The organism is Parafrankia irregularis (genome assembly GCF_001536285.1).
GTDB classification, from domain to species: Bacteria; Actinomycetota; Actinomycetes; order Frankiales; family Frankiaceae; genus Parafrankia; species Parafrankia irregularis.
Window position 1 is genome coordinate 235,554 of the sequence record NZ_FAOZ01000005.1, and the last position, 17,993, is coordinate 253,546.

The 17,993-nt window shown below is 73.2% G+C and carries 10 protein-coding genes; 5 read left to right on the forward strand and 5 right to left on the reverse strand.

The features are described 5' to 3' along the window. The first annotated feature begins 412 nt into the window (after positions 1-412). Both hrpA and AWX74_RS10175 read left to right on the forward strand, forming a co-directional pair. A complete protein-coding gene (hrpA, locus tag AWX74_RS10170) occupies positions 413-4,681 on the forward strand; it encodes an ATP-dependent RNA helicase HrpA (protein ID WP_091274655.1) in 4,269 nt (1,422 codons plus the stop codon). Positions 4,682-5,080: 399 nt separating this feature from the next. Further along, on the forward strand, positions 5,081-6,199 hold the full coding sequence (locus AWX74_RS10175; RefSeq protein WP_242666165.1) for a CE1 family esterase: 1,119 nt from the start codon (positions 5,081-5,083) through the stop codon (positions 6,197-6,199). Positions 6,200-6,334: 135 nt separating this feature from the next. Here the strand turns inward: AWX74_RS10175 and AWX74_RS10180 are convergent, their stop codons facing one another. Continuing rightward, positions 6,335-7,528, reverse strand: coding sequence for a UDP-glucose--hexose-1-phosphate uridylyltransferase (locus AWX74_RS10180; RefSeq protein WP_091274659.1), 1,194 nt, complete (start codon positions 7,526-7,528; stop codon positions 6,335-6,337). A 258-nt stretch (positions 7,529-7,786) separates the two neighbouring features. Between AWX74_RS10180 and soxR the strand changes: the two genes are divergently transcribed. The 3 genes from soxR (at position 7,787) to AWX74_RS10195 (ending at position 10,695) form a co-directional block, all read left to right on the forward strand. Continuing rightward, entirely contained in the window at positions 7,787-8,254 is a 468-nt protein-coding gene (gene soxR, locus AWX74_RS10185; protein ID WP_054564902.1) for a redox-sensitive transcriptional activator SoxR, read from the forward strand. Between the two features lie 113 nt (positions 8,255-8,367). Further along, positions 8,368-9,120: an NADPH-dependent FMN reductase gene (locus AWX74_RS10190; RefSeq protein ID WP_091274188.1), complete on the forward strand. Its 753-nt coding sequence runs from the start codon at positions 8,368-8,370 to the stop codon at positions 9,118-9,120. Positions 9,121-9,438: 318 nt separating this feature from the next. Next, the gene (locus AWX74_RS10195; protein ID WP_091274191.1) at positions 9,439-10,695 is read left to right on the forward strand and encodes an ABC transporter substrate-binding protein; all 1,257 of its coding nucleotides are present in this window, start codon (positions 9,439-9,441) and stop codon (positions 10,693-10,695) included. 341 nt (positions 10,696-11,036) lie between these two features. Here AWX74_RS10195 and AWX74_RS10200 read toward each other — a convergent pair whose 3' ends face one another. The 4 genes from AWX74_RS10200 to AWX74_RS10215 all read right to left on the reverse strand — a co-directional run bounded on the left by AWX74_RS10200 (position 11,037) and on the right by AWX74_RS10215 (position 17,709). Then, a complete protein-coding gene (locus AWX74_RS10200; RefSeq protein WP_091274194.1) occupies positions 11,037-11,765 on the reverse strand; it encodes an ABC transporter ATP-binding protein in 729 nt (242 codons plus the stop codon). Between the two features lie 8 nt (positions 11,766-11,773). Next, positions 11,774-15,109, reverse strand: coding sequence for an ABC transporter permease subunit (locus tag AWX74_RS10205; RefSeq protein ID WP_091274197.1), 3,336 nt, complete (start codon positions 15,107-15,109; stop codon positions 11,774-11,776). Between the two features lie 358 nt (positions 15,110-15,467). Beyond that, positions 15,468-16,424 carry a CAP domain-containing protein gene (locus AWX74_RS10210; protein ID WP_091274198.1) on the reverse strand — a complete coding sequence of 319 codons (957 nt, stop codon included), beginning with the start codon at positions 16,422-16,424 and terminating at the stop codon, positions 15,468-15,470. A gap of 190 nt (positions 16,425-16,614) precedes the next feature. Then, complete coding sequence (locus AWX74_RS10215) at positions 16,615-17,709, reverse strand: amidohydrolase family protein (RefSeq protein ID WP_091274201.1); 1,095 nt, start codon at positions 17,707-17,709, stop codon at positions 16,615-16,617. Positions 17,710-17,993 lie beyond the last annotated feature (284 nt).

Genomic DNA, 17,993 nt, shown 5'->3' on the forward strand with positions numbered 1-17,993 from the left:
CGGCCAGGGAGCCGCACCGACAACCTTCTGACCACGCGCAGTCAGACCGCGGCGCCAGGCCACCTCGCAGCCCCACCTCGCAGCCCCACCTCGCGGCGCCACCGCTTCCGGCCACCGCGGGGCCCGGCGGGAATGTGTTCGGCCATCCGAACGCTGGAAAAGCAGGTGCCCGCACGCGGCGTCCCGGGCACAATGCTCCCCCGGGAGCCCCGCCACGCCACGGCGGCGCCCACCCGCCTCGGCGCGGGCGGAGTGTGACCGGTCGGGTAGTCCGCCGGTCGCCACCTGCGCCCGCCGAGGCAGCCACGAACGCCGATCCGACGACCGCCCGGGACACACGCTGCCAGTGATCTCTCCAGCCGAATCGCCGCCGCCGCGGCTGTCGGAGCTGCGCGCTCATCTCCCCCGGCTGATGGCCGTCGACGCGCATCGCCTCGGCCGCCGCCTCGACCGGGCTCGGAAGACGCGGGACGCCGACGCGCGCGAGTCCTCCATCGCACGCATCGCGGCCGACGTCGAAGCCGCACGCCTTCGGGTCGCGGCGCGGCAGGCGAGCGTGCCGCTCATCCACTACCCGGAGGAGCTGCCCGTCAGTCAGCGCCGGGACGAGCTCTTGGCCGCCATCCGTGACCACCAGGTCGTGGTCATCGCCGGTGAGACCGGCTCGGGAAAGACCACGCAGATCCCCAAGCTGTGCCTGGAGCTGGGCCGCGGGGTGCTTGGCATGATCGGGCACACCCAGCCACGGCGGATCGCGGCACGTACCGTCGCCGAACGGATCGCGGCGGAGCTGGGCAGCACGATCGCGGGGCGCGACCAGCGGATCACCGCCCCCGCGCAGGGCCGACCCGACCGGCCCAGCCAACCCTCCGAAACCGACCAGCCCGACCCAAACGATCTAACCGATCTAACCGATCCAAGCGATCAGCCCGACCAGCCGGGTGGCGCGGCCACTGACGGACTGGTGGGATATCAGATGCGGTTCACCGACCGGGTCGGGCCCACCACCCTCATCAAGCTGATGACGGACGGCATCCTGCTCAACGAGCTCACCGCCGACCGGATGCTGCGCCAGTACGACACGCTCGTCATCGACGAGGCGCACGAGCGCAGCCTCAACATCGACTTCATTCTCGGCTACCTGCACGGGCTTCTCCCCCGCCGCCCGGACCTCAAGGTGATCATCACCTCGGCGACGATCGATCCGCACCGGTTCGCCCGCCACTTTCACGGAGCGCCGGTGATCGAGGTGTCGGGCCGCACCTATCCGGTGGAGATGCGGTATCGACCTCTCACCGGTTCCGACGGCGGCGACGCCGGTGACCGCGGTGACCGCGGTGACCGCCACGATGGCTCGGATCGAAGCCCCGCACGCGAGCGCGAACGCGAGCGGAACCGCGACCGCGACCGTGACCGCGCCAGGGACCGAGGCCGGGAGCGGGATCGCGACCGGGAGTCCGACCGGGACAGCGAGCGGGACCAGGTCTCGGCGATCTGCGACGCGGTGGACGAGCTGTGTGCCGAGGGACCGGGCGACATCCTGGTGTTCCTCAGCGGCGAGCGGGAGATCCGGGACACCGCGGAAGCGCTGGCCCGGCAGGACCGCCCGGCCACCGAGGTGCTGCCGTTGTACGCACGGCTGTCGTCGGCCGAGCAGCACCGGGTGTTCAGCCCGCACACCGGGCGGCGGATCGTGCTGGCCACGAACGTCGCCGAGACGTCGCTGACCGTGCCGGGCATCCGGTATGTGATCGACCCCGGGCTCGCCCGCGTCTCCCGGTACAGCCATCGGACGAAGGTGCAGCGGCTGCCGATCGAGCCGGTCTCCCAGGCCTCGGCGAACCAGCGCGCCGGCCGGTGCGGGCGGACGTCCGACGGTATCTGCATCCGGTTGTACGCCGAGGACGATTTTCTCGCCCGGCCGGCCTTCACCGATCCCGAGATCCTGCGGACGAACCTCGCCTCGGTGATCCTGCAGATGGAGGCCCTCGGACTCGGCGAGATGGCCGACTTCCCGTTCCTCGACGCACCCGAGACGCGCCAGATCACCGACGGTGTTCGGCTGTTGACCGAGCTGGGGGCGCTGGTCGAGGACGCCGAGCCCGGCCGGCGGCTCACCCCGGTCGGGCGCAGCCTGGCCCAGCTTCCGGTCGATCCGCGGCTGGCCCGGATGGTGCTCGCCGCCGGGGAGCTCGGCTGCCTGTCGGAGGTCCTCGTCATCGCGTCGGCGCTGGCGATCCAGGACCCGCGGGAACGGCCGGTGGAGCAGCGCGCCGCCGCCGATCTGGCCCACGCCCGGTTCACCGACCCGACGTCGGACTTCCTGTCGATCCTGAACCTGTGGCAGCACCTGCGCACCGCACGCGAGGAGCGGTCGTCCAACCAGTTCCGCCGCCTGTGCCGCACCGAGTTCCTGAACTACCTGCGTATCCGGGAGTGGCAGGACGTCCACGGCCAGCTGCGCTCGATCGCGCGGAACCTGGGGCTGGCGCCCAACGAGAGCCCGGCGGACGTCCGGTCGCTGCACCAGGCGCTGCTGACCGGGCTGCTGTCCCACATCGGCCGCTACGAGCCCGAGAAGAAGGACTACCTCGGGGCACGCGGTGCCCGGTTCGCGATCTTCCCGGGTTCCGGGCTGGCCCGCCGGCGGCCGGCGCGGCCGGAGAGCCCGCAGGCAGCCGGCGCGGACGCCGGTGGCGCGGGCGGCGGGGCCGACGAGGGCCCGGACGCCCAGGGCGACCGGCGCGGGCCCGGCATCCCGACCTGGGTGATGGCCGCGGAGCTGGTGGAGACGTCCCGGCTGTGGGCCCGCACGGTGGCGCGGGTCGAGCCCGACTGGGTCGAGCCGCTGGCGGAGCACCTGCTGCGCCGCACCTACAGCGAGCCGCACTGGTCGCGCCGGCAGGCGGCGGCACTGGCCTACGAGAAGGTCACGCTCTACGGCGTCCCGCTGGTGACCGCGCGGCTGGTGCAGTACGGCCGGATCGACCCGGTGGTGAGCCGGGAGCTGTTCGTCCGGCACGCGCTGGTGGAGGGCGACTGGAACACCCGGCATGCGTTCTTCCAGGCGAACCGGGAGCTGCTCGCGGACGTCGAGGAGCTGGAGCACCGGGCTCGACGCCGCGACATCCTCGTCGACGACCAGACCCTGTACGACTTCTACGACCAGCGGATCCCCGCGGACGTCGTCTCCGGCCGCCATTTCGACACCTGGTGGAAGGCGACCCGGCGCACGCAGCCCGACCTGCTCGACTTCTCCGCGGCGATGCTGGTCAACGACCGCGCCGGCGCGATCCGCGCGCAGGACTACCCGGACGTCTGGGTCGCCGGTGAGGTGGAGCTGCCGCTCACGTACCAGTTCACGCCCGGCGAGGCCGCCGACGGCGTGACCGTGCGGGTGCCGCTGCCGGTGCTGGGGACGCTGCCGGCCGAGCCGTTCACCTGGCAGGTGCCCGGGCTGCGCGAGGAGCTGATCACCGCGATGATCCGAGGGCTGCCCAAGGTCGTCCGGCGCGGCTTCGTGCCCGCGCCGAACTACGCGCGGGCCGTGCTCGACCGGATCACCCCGGACGACCATCCGCTGGCCGACGCGGTCGCCGCGGAGCTGCACCGGATGAGCGGGGCCGCGCTGCCCCCCGGGGTCTGGGCGCCGCCCCGGCTGGTGGAGATGCTGCCGCCCCATCTGCGGATGACGTTCCGGGTGGTCGACGACCGCGGGGCGACCCTCGCCGAGGGCAAGGACCTGGCGGAGCTGCGGGCGCGGCTGCGGCCGAAGACCCGGGCGGTGGTCTCCGCCGCCGCCGCGGGGGTGGAACGCTCGGGCCTGCGGGCCTGGGAGATCGGCACCCTGCCGACGGTGATCGAGCGCACTCGCGGCGGGCATGTCGTGCGGGCCCATCCGGCGCTCGTGGACGAGGGCGCGTCGGTGTCCGTCCGGGTCTTCGACAACCCGGACGAGGCCGACGCCGCGATGTGGGCCGGCACCCGGCGGCTGCTGCTGCTGGGAGTGCCATCCCCCGTCCGGGGCATCATCGGTCGGCTGCCGAACGCGGCGAAGCTGGCCCTGAGCAACAACCCGCACCGCGACGTCAGCGACCTGCTGGACGACTGCGTCGCCTGCGCCGTGGACACACTGCTGCGCCGGGCGGGCGGGCCCGCCCGGGACGAGGCCGGCTTCGGGGCCCTGCTCGAGGTCGTGCGCGCCGAGCTGCCGGAGCGCTCGTTGGCGGTGGTGCGGGCCACTGAGCGGGTGCTGGCGCTGGCGCACCAGGTCGACCGGAGCCTGCGCACCCTGACCAGCCCGGCGTTGCTGGCGACCACGGCCGACCTGCGTGGCCAGCTGGACGACCTGATCCACCGCGGCTTCGTGACCCGGACGGGCTTCGAGCGGCTGCCCGATCTTGAGCGCTACCTCACCGCCGCCGCGCGGCGCGTCGACCGGCTGCCCGGCGACGCCGCCCGGGATCGCCAGCTCACCACCCGGGTGGGCCATGTTCTGACGGCCTACCGCGAGCTGGTCAAGGAGCTGGGCCCGGCCGCCGCCGCGGCGGAGCCCGTCACGGCGGTCCGCTGGATGATCGAGGAACTGCGGGTGAGCCTGTTCGCGCAGGCGCTGCGCACGCCGTACCCGGTCTCCGAGGAACGCATCTACCGGGCGATCGACGGACTTCGTCATCCCTGACGGCACCGGGTCTGAAACCATCGGGTCTCGGGCGACACCGGGTCTCGGACGACACCGGGTCTCGGACCACACCGGGTCGCCGGCTCCCGCGGCTGCGGGCCGCCGCCGGCTGGCGTTGCTTCCGGACAAGATCTGCGGCTTTCGGTCGTTCCAACGACCAAAAGCGGCAGATCTTCGAACTGCGGCCGTGGGGTATGGATGGGCGGCTCGCCCGCCGACCGCACCCCGCGGATGACCATCGGGGGCCACCCGGGGTGGCGGTGCCGCCGCGGCCCGCATCACGGCTGGTAGGGCCGTCAGCACCGATCCGAGGCGCTATTACGATGACGTCGGCCGCGGCCCGCGGCGAAGTCAGCGACTTACATCTATCTGCCTGTATCTGCCTGATCGAGAGCCCGGGTGGGGGGTGCAGTGGCGTTCGGCCACCGACGAGTCATCGTGCTCCTCGTCGCCGTCGGCCTGCCACTCATAGCCCTCCTCACGACACAGATCGCCCTGGAGGCGACCGGCTTCCCGTCCGCGACGAGCGCCGCCTCCGCCGCGCACGTGGTCGCCGAGGCCTCCCCGGGCACCACGACCGCCCCCGCGACGGGCACCACGACCGGTGCGGCGCGGCATGCCGCGGCGCCCGAGGGCACCGCCGCCGCCAAGTCGGGGGCCTCGGTCTCCTCATCAGCTGGAACCGCGGCCACTGGAACCGCGGCCGCTGGGACCGCGGCCGCTGGGACCGCGGCCTCGCCCACCAGCGGCGCGGCGTCGTCGACCGTGACGCCGGCCTCCCCCGCCGCCACCGCCGCGGCGGGCGCCACCTACACCGAGCTCGTCACACTGGCGTCCGGACGCAGCTACGACCTGCACACCACCGTCCAGGCGGGGCAGCGCAGACCGCTGGTGATCCTCCTTCACGCGTACCTGCACGACGCGGCCGCGATGCGCGACCTCAGTGGCGCGACCCCGTACTCCGACGAGCACGGATTCGTCCTCGCCTACGGGCACGCGATCGACGGGGCCTGGAACTCCGGCACCTGCTGCGCGGGCGTGAACGGTGTCGACGACGTCGCATACCTGCGAGAGCTCGTGGCGGACGTGGAACGACGAACCCCGGTCGACCCGACCCGGGTCTACGTCTGGGGCTACTCGAACGGCGGCATGATGGCGGCGCGGGCCGTCTGCGAGGCGCCCGAAGTCTTCGCCGCCGCCGGAGTCGTCGCCGGCGCGCTGCTCGTGCCCTGTCAGCAGGCGCCCATTCGGATGATGCACATCCACGGCACCCAGGACACGACCGTGCCCTGGCGCGGAGGCTGGTCGGACTACGTGAAGGTCACGTTCCCCGACTCACGCACCGAATCCTCGCGGGTGACCAGCTCGTCGGTGGTGGTCGGTGTGCCCTGGGACGGCGGTCACGACTGGCCGTGGTGGGCCACCGGGAAGCTCTGGGAGTTCTCCTCCCAGCAACGCCTGGCCAGCCAGCAGGGCGTGGACGGCGACGCCGACGACGCCCTTCCCGGCACACCCTGACCGACCACCGACCACCGGCCCGGCCCGGTCCGCGGCGGCTCCAGGATCTGAGGACTTCGGTCGTCCCCACGACCACAATCCTCAGGCTTTGCTCGGCAGCAGCGGCAGGCCGAAGCTCGGGACCTGCCCGGCGGTTCACACGGCGGCGGGCGGCTCTGTCACGCGGCGGCGAGCGGCGCGCAGGCGGGCGGCGGCGTCCTCAGGCGTGATGTCGCGCTGCATCCCGGCGAACAGGTCGTAGCCCACCACGTGCTTGCGCACCGTCGGCGACCGCAGCAACGGCGGGTGGAAATGGGCATGGAGCTGCCAGTGCTCGGTCGCCTGCCCAGCGGAGCCGTCGTGCGGGCCCGGGGCGGCATGCCAGCCCATCGAGTACGGAAAGGGACTGTCGAACAAGGCGTCATAGGTGCGCAGCAGCGAACGCAGCACGCCTGCCAGCGAGTCACGCTCCGGACCGGTCAGGTCGTGCAGCAGGCGCACCGGGCGGCGGGGCAACAGGAGCGTCTCGAAGGGCCACAGCGCCCAGTAGGGCACGACGACGACCCAGTGGTCGTCCGCCACCACCACCCGGCTCGGCTCGGACGCCGCGCTCGCCGCGTCGAGGTCGGACTCCAGCGCCGCGTAGTCGACGAGCAGGGAGGTCCCCTGCGCCTGCAGGTAGGCCCGCTGGGAACGGTCCTCGGCGGCCGGCAGGTCCGGCATGAACGACGACGCCCAGATCTGGCCGTGCGGATGCGGGCTGGACGCGCCCATCGCCGCCCCGCGGTTCTCGAAGATCTGCACCCACGTCCAGGTACGGGCCAGATCGCGCTCCTGGTCGGCCCAGGTGTCGACAACCGCGCGGACCCGCTCGAGGGGCAGGCTGGCCAGGGTGAGGTCGTGGCGTGGGTCGAAACAGACGACGCGGCAGGTTCCCGCACCCGGAGCCGCCCGCAGCAGCGCGGACGCCCGGGCATCGGACATCGGCGCCGCACCGTCCGCCATGTGTGGCAGCGCACCGTTCGCCGTGTTCGGCGCGGCCTCGCCCAGCCAGCCGCCCGGCGCGTCGGAAGATCCGGGTCGCAACGCCGGAAAGTCGTTCTCGAACACGTAGACGCCGTCATAGTCCGGATTCCCGATGCCGGAGGCCCGCGCGTTTCCAGGGCAGAGATGACATTCGGGATCGTAGGCGGGGAGGTCGGTGGCGACCTTCTCCTCGCCGCCGCGCCACGGGCGCGCGACCCGGCCCGCCGACACGAGAATCCAGCGCCCGGTAAGGGGGTCGAAGCGCCGATGCGCGCCTTCGCCGGCCGCCTCCGGCCCGCCGGCCGCTGCCGGCAGGGCCAGCACACCGGGCTGCGCGCCCGCACCGTTCGGGCCCGCACCGTTCGGAGCTTCACCGTTCGGGGCTGCACCGTTCGGGGCTGCACCGTTCGGGGCTGCACGGTTCGGACCCGTACCGCTCGGGCCCGGATGGTCGTCCGGCACGGGACCGTCATCTGATCGGGGAACCGCGGCAAGCACGGTCAAATCGTAGCGAGCCCGGAGTCAGGCCGCCGGCCCGGAAACCTAAAGCTCACTTCATGTTGACCGCTGTACGGTCGGGAAATGGACGCCTCGGACGCCATGACCCTCGGTGAAGTCGTGCGCCGCAGTGGTTTCAGTGCCTCGGCGCTGCGTTTCTACGAGCGGGAAGGGCTGCTGAGCACAACACGGACCAGCGGCGGCCAGCGCCGGTACCCGCGCCACGCCCTGCGTCGGCTGGCCTTCATCCGCGCGGCCCGCAACGTGGGGCTCAGCCTGGACGAGATCCGCGAGTCGCTGCAGCGCCTGCCGGCCGAACGTACTCCCACCAAGGCCGACTGGACCGCGATCTCGCGGGCCTGGCGCAGCCGGCTCGACGAGCAGATCGAGGCACTGGAACGGCTGCGCGACGGCCTCGACACCTGCATCGGCTGTGGCTGCCTGTCGCTGCGGCGCTGCCACATGTCGAACCCCGACGACCACGTCGCCGTCTTCGGCCCCGGGGCCGTGGCGCTGCCGCCCGCATTGCGACGCCGCGCCGATCGGCACTGAACACCTGCCAGTACGCTTTCCGTCGCTTCCGCCCCACGCCTTGCGGTAGGCAGATTTCGTCCCACGAGGTCCCGCGGGCGAGATCGGCAGCGGTTTGCGACGAGGAGGAGTCGATGGTCGACGCGCACAGCGCGTTCACGTCGAGCGGTGAAGGTGTGCACACGGGTGAGGGCGAACCGCTCGCCCGCCGGGACGCGAGCAGGCGATCACGCCCCGCCGACCGGGCGGGTGGGGACGTCCTCAGCGACCTCGCCGCGCTGGCCGTGCGCAGCGGCCAGGCCGCCCGCCCGGATCGTCGGCGGCGCCCGACGATCGTGGGCTTAGGCGGGACGACCCGGCCGGAGTCGGCGTCGTTGCGCGCGCTGGAGACGGTGCTGCGGTCCATGGCCGCGGCGGGCGCGGAGACGGTGCTGCTCGGCTCGGTCGACATCGACCTGCCGATGTACGTTCCGGAGCAGGTCGAGCGCACTCCCGCGGCTCGCCGGCTGGTCGCCGAGATCGCCCGGGCCGACGCGGTGGTGATCGCCACTCCCGGCTACCACGGCGGTGTGTCGGGGCTGGTCAAGAACGCGCTGGACTACCTGGAGGATCTCCGGGACGCACCGCGCCCCTACCTCGACGGACGTGCCGTCGGGCTGATCGTCTGCGCGGACGGCCCCCAGACCGCGGGCACCACGCTCGCGGCGCTGCGTTCCTCGGTCCACGCGCTGCGCGGCTGGCCGACTCCCCTCGGCGTCTCGATCGACACCTCCACGGCGCCCTTCGGCGCGGGCGGCGAGGTACTCGACCGGCGGGCCGCGAGCCATCTGGAAACGCTCACGGACCAGGTCATGGGCTTCACCTATGCCTGGTCGCAGGTCATCTGAGCCACCTGGCCAGCTGAGCGCGACCCGGGCGAGCGCGGCGGCCTGATGAAAGGCTCTGGACGTCTCCTCGCGCCGCCTGGCCGCGCATCCGCGGCTGCTCCGGACGGGTGTGTGCGGCCTCGCCCCGGCGTGGCCGCAGATCCCCGAAAACTGTGCGTAGCGTTAGGTAAACGCCACACCAGCGGATTCTCGACTCACCTGCCGTAGGGATCACATCCGGACAGGGCTACCGTGGCGGGGCTTTCCGGGGTTGCGCGGGTGCCTGCGCCCGACACGCCGCCCCGCCAGCCCGCCAGCAGCACAAGGAAGGACTAGCCGGTGAGACGAGGTCTGGGCCTGCGGCTCGGCGCAGCCTGTATCGGAGCCGCGATGGCTCTCGCCGCCTGCGGTGGGAGCGACGACAGCAGCGGGACCGCCTCCGATGGCGCGGCCGCCGGATCGGGCACCCCGGTCAAGCTCATGGTCATCGCACCGGTCGGGACCACCGGCAGCAACTATCCCGAGCTGGTGGCGGCGGCGAAGGCGGCCGCCCGCGCGGTCAACGTCCGCGGCGGGATCAAGGGCCATCCCGTGGAGATCGTGCACTGCAACGAGAAGAACGACGCCGCGGCCGCGAAGGAATGCGCCCAGCGGGCCGTGGACGAGAAGGTCCTGGCCGTCGTGTCGGCGGTTTCCGGTTCCGGTGGGATCATGCCGATCCTGGAGCAGGCGGGCATCCCCGCCATCGGTTCGGCCGGCATCGCGGCGGATGGCTCCGAGCTCAGCTCGAAGGTGAGCTTCATGCTCAGCCCGCTCACCTTCTACCCGGCCGTCTGCCCGTCGCTGCTACGCAAGGCCGGCGCGTCGAGCATCGGCCTGGTCGGGTACGACCTGTCCTACAGCGACCGGCTGATCACGATGGCCCAGGCGGGCGCGCGGGCAGTCGGCACACCGCTCGCCCCCGAACTGCGCATCCCGATCTCCACCAGCGACTTCACCCCGACCGTCACCCAGCTCACCAGGGCGAAGGCGAACGGGGCGGTGCTCGTGGTGTTCGACCAGGCCGCCTACGCCGTGATCAAGGGCGCGGGCACCGGCCTGCGGACCTGCCACGCGGCCGGCACTCTCTCGGAGAAGTACCTGGCCAGCCTCGGCGCGGCCGCCGACAACCTCGTTGTCGCCAGTCCGTTCCCAGAGCTCAGCCAGCAGGGCGAGTTCCCCGAGCTGGCCCGGATGATCTCCGAGCTCGACGCCGAGGAGAAGGCCGGCGACGCTGACGCCGCCGCCGACCTGCGCTCGGCGACCGGGACCACCGCCGCCTGGCTTTCCGTGCAGGTGGCGGAGAAGGTCGGCAACGCCGTCCCCGGCGAGCTGACCTCGCAGGCGCTGCTCGACCAGCTGGGGAAGACCAAGGGGCTCGACCTCGGCCTGGTTCCGCCGCTGGACTTCACCACCCCGAACCCCGTTCCCGGCGTCGAGCGGGTCTTCAACACGACGATGCGCGGTGCCCGGTGGGACAGCGCCACCGGCGGGTTCGTGTCGCTCGGGCCGGAGACCTACGACGCGATGACCCTGCTGAAGCAGGGCGCCTCCTGATCAGGACGTCCTGATCAGCGCGACCAGGACCGGGCGGCGCTGATCGTCTGATCGGCGCCGCCCGGGAGACCCGCTGGCCGTCACCGGGCGGGCGAGTCGCAGGAGCGGAGGATTCTGGTCGTTCCGGAGCATGGAGCAGAATCCCGGGCTTCGGGCTATGGCTGGCGGCTGCTGGCGGCTGGCTGCTGGCTGCTGGCTGCCAAGAAATGAGGATCGTGGTCGTTCTGGCGACCAGAATCCTCGACTTTTGCGCAGTACCTGGCGGACTCCGCGCCCCTTTTCGCCGCCCTTGATACGAAATGCCATGTGGCGGCCGCAATCGTCAAGCCCGGTCGCCCGCGTCAGGCGAGCGGAAGGTAGGCACCGAGCAGAACGTCGGGAGCCTCCCGCGCCCGTTCCGCGGAGCCCGACCAGGCAATCTGCCCGTGTCTCAACACGATGACCCGGTCCGCGACGGTGAGTGCGCTGCGCACGTGCTGCTCCACGAGCAGCACGGCCAGTCCTCCGTCCGCCGCGGCCCGGACCACACCGAGCAGCCGTTCGGCCAGGCGCGGGGCCAGGCCGAGGGACAGTTCGTCGGCCAGCAGCGCGGCGGGGCGGCGGGCGAGGGCCCGGGCCAGGGCCACCATCTGCTGCTGTCCGCCGGAGAGCAGCCCGGCCCGTCGGTCGAGGTGGCTTTCGAGCTCGGGGAACGTCTCCAGGGCGAGGCCGACGTCCGCGCGGCCGATCCGCAGGTTCTCCCGAACCGTGAGATTCATGATCACCGACTTGTCCTCGGGGACGAGGGCGAGGCCGGCCCGCGCGCGCTGGTGCAGCGGCGCGGTCGTGATCTGGCCGCCCCAGCGGACGACGCCGGAGCGCGGCTGCAGCGCACCGCTCAGGGCCAGCAACGTCGTCGTCTTGCCGGCACCGTTCGGCCCGAGCAACGTGACGACCTCACCCGGCCACAGCTCCAGGTCGAGGTCACGCACCACCGGCCCGGCGTCCCCGTAGCCGGCCGACAGCCCGCGCGCGCTCAGGACGGGTGTGCCGCTCCTGGGCCCCGCGTCGGGGACCGCGCGCGGCCCCATGCCGGGGGTCAACGCCTGGTTCCGGCGGCCGGGCCGGCCGGGCCGGTCGGACTGCTCGCGACGGCCGGGTCGGCCGGTCCCAGGTACGCGTCGCGCACCCGTTCGTTGACGCGGATCTGGCCGGGCGTGCCGCGCGCGATCACCTCGCCACCGTCGAGGACCACGACCTGGTCACAGATCCGCATCACCACCTCCATGTCGTGCTCGTTGAGCAGGATGCCCAGGCCCCAGTGGTCCGCGAGCCGGCGCAGCAGCGTCGCGACTCCCGCGCTCTCGTTCTCGTCCAGCCCCGCGCACGGCTCGTCGAGGAGGAGGACGGACGGGCAGGTCGCGACGGCGCGGGCGATCGCCAGCAGGCGGCGGCGGCCGTAGGGCAGCTCCGACACCGGGCGGAGCAGGTCGGCGCGGAGCCCGAACGCCTCGACCGCGGCCGCCGCGGCGGCCGGCAGTGGACGGGCCCGGGGCAGCACGAGGTCCCCCAGGTAGGCGCGGGCGTCCCGTGGGTCGCAGGCGGCCTGGATGTTCTCCATGACGGTGAGGTCCTCGAAAAGCTCCAGGTTCTGGAACGACCTGCTGATACCCGCCCGGGCGCGCAGATGGGCCGGCAGGCGGTCGAGGCGGGCCTCACCGAGCATCAGCGACTGCGAGACCGACCCCGTGTAGCCGGTGATCGCGTCAATCACTGTGGTCTTTCCGGCGCCGTTCGGGCCGATGACGCCGACGATCTGGCCTGGCTCCACCCGCAGATCGACGCCGCGGATCACTTCCACCGCACCGAAGCGCACCGAGAGCCCCCAGGCGGAGAGCGTCGCCGGCCGGGCCGGATACCCGACCGATCCGACCTGGCGCATCGGCCCGGTCTCCAGCCCGGTGGCTACCAGCCCCGCGGGAGCAGCGGGCTGGGCCGGAGCGGCGGGCTGGGTGGGAGCGGCGGGCTGGGTGGGAGCGGCGGGCTGGGTGGGAGCGGCGGGCTGGGTGGGAGGAACCGGAGCGGCGCGGGCTACCGGAGCGGCCGAAGCGGCGGCGGCGGTGCCGATCGCCGGCACCGCGCCGAGAAGCCGGGTGACCCGGGCGGCGTCCGCGGCCGCGCGCCGCTCGAGGGCGGCCGGGAAACGGCGCTCAAGCACACGCCGGGCGTTGCGGGCGTTCTCCGGCGCCATGCCGCCGCCCGACCGGGACAGCACGGTGACGAGCACCAGACCGCCGATCAGCGGGACGTAGCGGTCGAGATCCGCGAGCCAGTCGACGATGCGCCCGCCCGCCGCGAAGGCGACGCCCGCGCAGACGGCGGCCGTCAGCCAGGGCAGCGCACGCCCGGCCAGGCGCCCGGCGCCACGCGGCCCGGACTCGCCCGCGCCCGGCGCCGGCTCACCCGCTGGCCACCTCTCAGACCCGCCCGCCGGCCTGCTCGCCGGTCCGCCCACCGGCGCCGGCCGGCGCGGCGCGACCGCGCGCCCGACGGCCAGGCCGATGATCGCGGCGAGCGCGGCCAGCAGCAGCCGCAGGACGGCACCCAGCTGCGCCAGCAGGCTTCCCACCCAGGCGCCGATGCGGGTCGCCAGCGCGTCGGCGGCCATCGTCGCGCCGGCGAAGGCGCCGCTGGTCCAGCCGACCCCGCCCACCACCGCGTAGGCGATCAGCAGGATCGACGCGAACGGCGAGAACAGCCCGCCACCGTAGTCGATGTTGCCCCGCTCACCGTAGGCGTAGAAGGCGTACAGCACCCCGCCGAAGCCGGCGATCGCCGCCGAGAGCGCGAAGGCGTAGATCTTCGCTCCGACGACGCTGATCCCGAGGGCGGCCGCCGCACGCTCGTTCGTCCGCACAGCGATCAGCCGCCGGCCCGCCCGTCCGCGCCGCAGGTTCGCGACGAGCAGCGCCAGCACGGTGAAGGCCAGCAGGGACAGGGTGGCGAAGCCACGCGGGTCGGAGACCTTGTCCAGGTGGACGCCGAGGAGGGTGGCGTCGCCGACCTCGGTGCCCTCCAGCCTGGAGAGGTCACCGAAAAGGTCACCGAGCGGGCTCGGTGGCGCCGGCGAGTGGTACCCGCGCTGGAACAGCAGGGCGTCCACCGCGGCACCGAGGCCGAGGGTGACGACGGCGAGCTGCAGGCCCCGGGTCCGCAGCGCCGGCAGCGCGAACAGCACCCCGACGAGCGCCGTCCCGGCGACCCCGACGACGAGCGCCGCCTCCAGCGGCCACCCCTGCACCGCCACGAGTCGTCCGGCGATCAGGGCCGCCGTCCCGGAGAAGGCGAGCTGGGCGAGGGAGAGCTGGCCGGTGAAGCCGACCAGCACCACCACGGAAAGAATGATCATGGCCCAGATGGCGTTCGCGTTCAGCGCGTTCACCCAGGGCGCCGGCAGCAGCCACCAGATGCAGACGAGCGCGCCGGCCACCGCGGCACCCAGCGCCCGCCAGTACACCCGGCCGCTGCCCAGCGACGGATGACGCTCGGCGACATGCCCGCGGTCGGGAATACCGCGCCCGCGTACCGCCAGATAGAACACGATCACCGCCAGCGGAACAGCCCGGTCCACACCCCGCCAGACGGGATGGTCCGCCACCAGGTGAACCTGCAGCTCCAGCTCCACCGCGGCGAGCGCCAGCGCGCCGACGAGCACCGCCGGCAGTGATCTGAACCGGGCGACCAGGGCGACGGCCAGGCCCGGCACGATCAGCAGCATCAGCCCACCGGCCGACAGCGGGTTCTGCAGCGGCGCCAGCAGCACACCGCCGAGCCCGGCCAGCGCGGACCCGGCGAGCCAGGCCCAGCTCGCCACGGCGTCCGGCGACCAGCCCAGGGTCGCCGCGGCCCGCGCGTTCTCCGTCACCGCGGTCGCCGCGAGCCCGAGCGTGGTGAACCGGAACACCGCCCACAGCCCCGCCACCACCACGACCACCACCGCGAGGCGGGTGAAGACGTCCACACCCACCGCGGTGTCGAACAACGTCACCTTGGACGTCGGCAGGACTGTCGGCGAGTTCCGCACGTCGCTGCCGTACATCAGGGTCAGCGACGACTGGATGACGATGAGCAGTCCGAGCGTGGCCATCAGGCGCAGCACGGCCGTCGCCTGGCGCATCGGGCGGAGCACCAGGTGCTGGAAGGCGACCCCGATGGCCATCGTGGAGCCGACGGCGAGCAGCGCCGCCAGTGCCCGCGGCAGCCCCCAGACGCTGCTCGCGCCGTGGAACGCGTAGGCGGACCAGGCCAGCAGCGCACCCTGCGCCATGTTCAGGACACCTGCGCCCCGCTGCACCACCACGACACCCGTGGCGACCAGTGCGTAAAGGGCACCGGTGCCCAGGCTCAACAGGACGTAGCCCATGACGTCGTTCACGGCCACCACCTCGCATCACACCGGTGGCCGGTGTCTGCCTGCGCTCAAGGAGGGCCACGAGCGCCTCCGGACATGGCCCACGAACGCGACGTGGACCCACCTGATCAACGCGAACAACCCTGATCACGGATCACGGTGACAGCTGGGAACGTATGGTCACAAAGACCTGCTCGGCAAGCAAACCACCCACAATTTGCGATCTCCGGCCCCGCCCGGCCCGATTCGCGGTCGGCGTGGTCAGGACCTTCGGCTCGACGCGGCCACCGCAATCGGACCTACGCCACATCCGCCACAGGCCCCGCGCACACCTGTCGGTGGCACCACGACCGGGTACCTGATCACCTCCGCACCCGGAGGATCACCTGGGCGACCCGAAGACCTGCGTCCAGTAGACGCCGTACTCGCCTCCCTCGACCCGGCCGACGCCGAGCTGACGAACCTGCGGCCGCAGGATGTTCGCCCGGTGCCCAGGGCTGTCCATCCAGCCGGCGACGACCTCGCGTGCCGTCCGCTGACCGGCGGCGATGTTCTCGGCGACCACCGAGTAGTCGTAACCGGCGGCCCGGACCCGGTCGGCGACGCTGATCCCCTCCGGGGTGTCGTGGGCGAAGAAGCCGCGGGCGGCCATGTCCGCGCTGTGCCGGGCGGCCGCCGCGGCCAGCCGGGGCTCGGCGGTCAGCGCGGCCAGCCCCGCCCGGGCGCGTTCGGCGTTGGTGAGCGCCAGCACCTCGGCGAGGACGTCCCCCGGGGCCGCGGGCGGCGGAACCGGCGCCGACCGCCCGGAAGCGGGCACCTGCGCCGACCGCCCGGGAGCGGGCGCCGGGGGCGAGTCGTCCACGTCGACGCCGAAGTCACGGGCGAGGCCGGCCAGCCCGTCCGCGTACCCGGCGCCGAGCGCTCGCAGCTTCCAGCCCGGCCCGCGCCGGTAGATCTCGGCGATCTGCAGGACCGTCTGGGTGCCGAGCGGCGGCGGGCGCAGGGTTGCGACGGTGCGGCCGGCGGCGCTGACAGTCGCCTGCGGCGATGGCAGCCGGCCGAAGGGCGTGACGCCGTCCGCCGGGCTGGCCACGAGCACGACCCGCTCGGCACCCGGGCGCAGCCGGCTCAGATCGAGCTCGATGGCCGGCGAGCCCGGCGTGGCGCGCAGCATGACGCCTGGTGCCGACCGCTGGTTGTAGAAGACCATGTCCCGATCGCCGGACACCCGCCCGTCCGGCCCGAGCACGAGCGCCGAGAGATCGAAGGGGCCTGGCAGCTCCATGGAGATCACGGTGCCGGACAGCTCGGTGTTGGCTCCGGACACGAGCTCCGCCATCTGGCCTCCCGCTCCTGGGTGCCGCCGCACCGCCCGCACCGCCCGACCGCGCGCACCGCGCGACCGCACCGCCCATCCGGGTCAGAGCCCGCACCGGCTACAACGAGTGGCCGGGCCCGAGGTTCCCCGGGCGCAACCCGGCCAGGTCAGACTGCCCGTCAGGCAGTCAGGCGGTCCGCCAGACCGCCCGTCAGACCACCCGACCGCGCAGGACGACCAGCTCCGGGGCGCGCAGCACGCGGACGTCGGCGGTCGGGTCGGCCGGGTACACCACGAGATCGGCCGAGGCGCCCTCGTCCAGGCCCGGTCGGCCCAGCCAGCGGCGGGCGTCCCAGCAGGCCGCACCGAGCGCCGCGCGGGGCGGGAGCCCGGCGGCGACGAGCTCCGCGACCTCGTCGGCGACCAGGCCGTGGGGCAGCGAGCCGCCCGCGTCCGTGCCGACGTAGATCGGGATGCCCGCCTCGAAGGCGCTGGCGACCGTGTCGTACCGGCGGGCGTGCAGGTCACGCATGTGCCGGGCGTAGGCGGGGAACTTCTCCTCGGCACCGGCCGCAATCTGGGGGAACGTCGCGATGTTCACCAGGGTCGGCACGATCGCGATGCCGCGCTGGGCGAACAGCCCGATGGTCTCGCCGGTGAGCCCGGTGGCGTGCTCGACGCAGTCGATGCCGGCGAGGGCGAGATCGACCAGCGAGCTCTCGGCGAAACAGTGTGCGGTGACCCGGGCGCCGGCCGCGTGGGCGGTCTCGATGGCCGCACGGGCCGCTTCCGCCGGCCAGCAGGGCGCCAGATCACCCTCGGCGCGGTCGATCCAGTCGCCGACCAGCTTGACCCAACCGTCCCCACGACGAGCCTGCTCGGCGACCTCGGCCGTGAGATCGCCCGGCTCCACCTCGGCGGCGTAGCCGCGCAGGTAACGCCTGGGGCGGGCGATGTGCCGGCCGGCGCGGATCAGCCGTGGCAGCTCCGGGCGCTCGTCGATCCACCGGGTGTCCGACGGTGATCCCGCGTCGCGCAGCAGCAGGGCGCCGCTGGCCCGGTCGGCGAGGATCTGTTCCTCGGCGGTCCGGGCGTCGGTGGCGCCGGTGGAGACGAGGCCGACATGGCAGTGGGCGTCGACCAGGCCGGGAACCGCCCAGCCCGAAAGGGTCCGGACGTCCCGCGCGGCAGCGCCGACCGGCGCGGTGAAGGTCACCCGCCCGTCGACGACCCAGACGTCGTCCCGCACGTCCTCGGGCCCGACGAGAACCCGCCCGGTGATCCGCAGTGTCGGCGTGGTGGTCACACCACCATCCTTCACCCGGGCCGGCCCGCGACCACCACCACGGCACCCCGCTTCACCGAGTGCGGCAAAGGCCACATAGAGTCCGCGGCGGAATCCTGGGACGCGGCGGATCCGGGCCACCAGCGTGGGCTTTCGCGAAGCCGGGTCGCTGGAAGGCGAACCTCGCCCGCACGGCCACCCATCGAAGATCCCGCACCGCCACCCAGCACCAGCACTTCATCTCAAGCTGGACAAAAGGGGCGTAGATGCACCTGGCGATCCGCAAGAAGTTGGGATCCTGGTTG